The 540-nt window shown below is 69.3% G+C and carries 1 pseudogene; it reads right to left on the reverse strand.

Going from position 1 to position 540, the window contains the following annotated elements:
* Positions 1 to 132 precede the first annotated feature (132 nt).
* Positions 133 to 540 (reverse strand): annotated as a pseudogene (locus tag F6S12_RS32780) (beta (1-6) glucans synthase); the annotation flags it as partial.

Genomic DNA, 540 nt, shown 5'->3' on the forward strand with positions numbered 1-540 from the left:
GCGTTGCTGATCGGCATCCCGGCCCTGGCCCTGTACAACACCACCCTGGCGGTATTTGCCGTGGTGATTGCCGGCTTGCGCCTGGTGCGCGCCAGCAAGCCATAGCCGCAGCAGCGGCCATGGCCTATGGCCTCAGGCCCTGCGGGCCCGCAGGTTGCGCCAAAGCGCCGCTACCATCAGCAGGCTGACCAGGGCCCAGCCCCAGGCCTGCTGGTTGGCCAGACCTTCCTGATACAACTGCGGGGCAATGCCGGCACCGACGATAAAGGTCAGCAGGGCAATCTCCCGGCGCGGCACTCGCACCGGGCGGCACAGGTAGACCAGTGCCGGCAGTAGCAGGGCCGCGCTGGGGAAGCTGCGGTAGCGCGGGTCGAACACCAGCTCCAGCATCATCACCGCCGCGGCGAAGCCTGCGGCCGTCAGCAGCCAGCCGGCCCGTTTCTCCAGTGCATCGAAGGCTTTCAGGCGCCAGCCCTGGCGAGGGCTCAGGGCCAGGGCGGCGTGGGCCAGCACCAGCAGGTTGAGCCCCAGCAGCAACGC

Source organism: Pseudomonas sp. JV245A (assembly GCF_032424515.1).
Taxonomy (GTDB): Bacteria; Pseudomonadota; Gammaproteobacteria; order Pseudomonadales; family Pseudomonadaceae; genus Aquipseudomonas; species Aquipseudomonas protegens.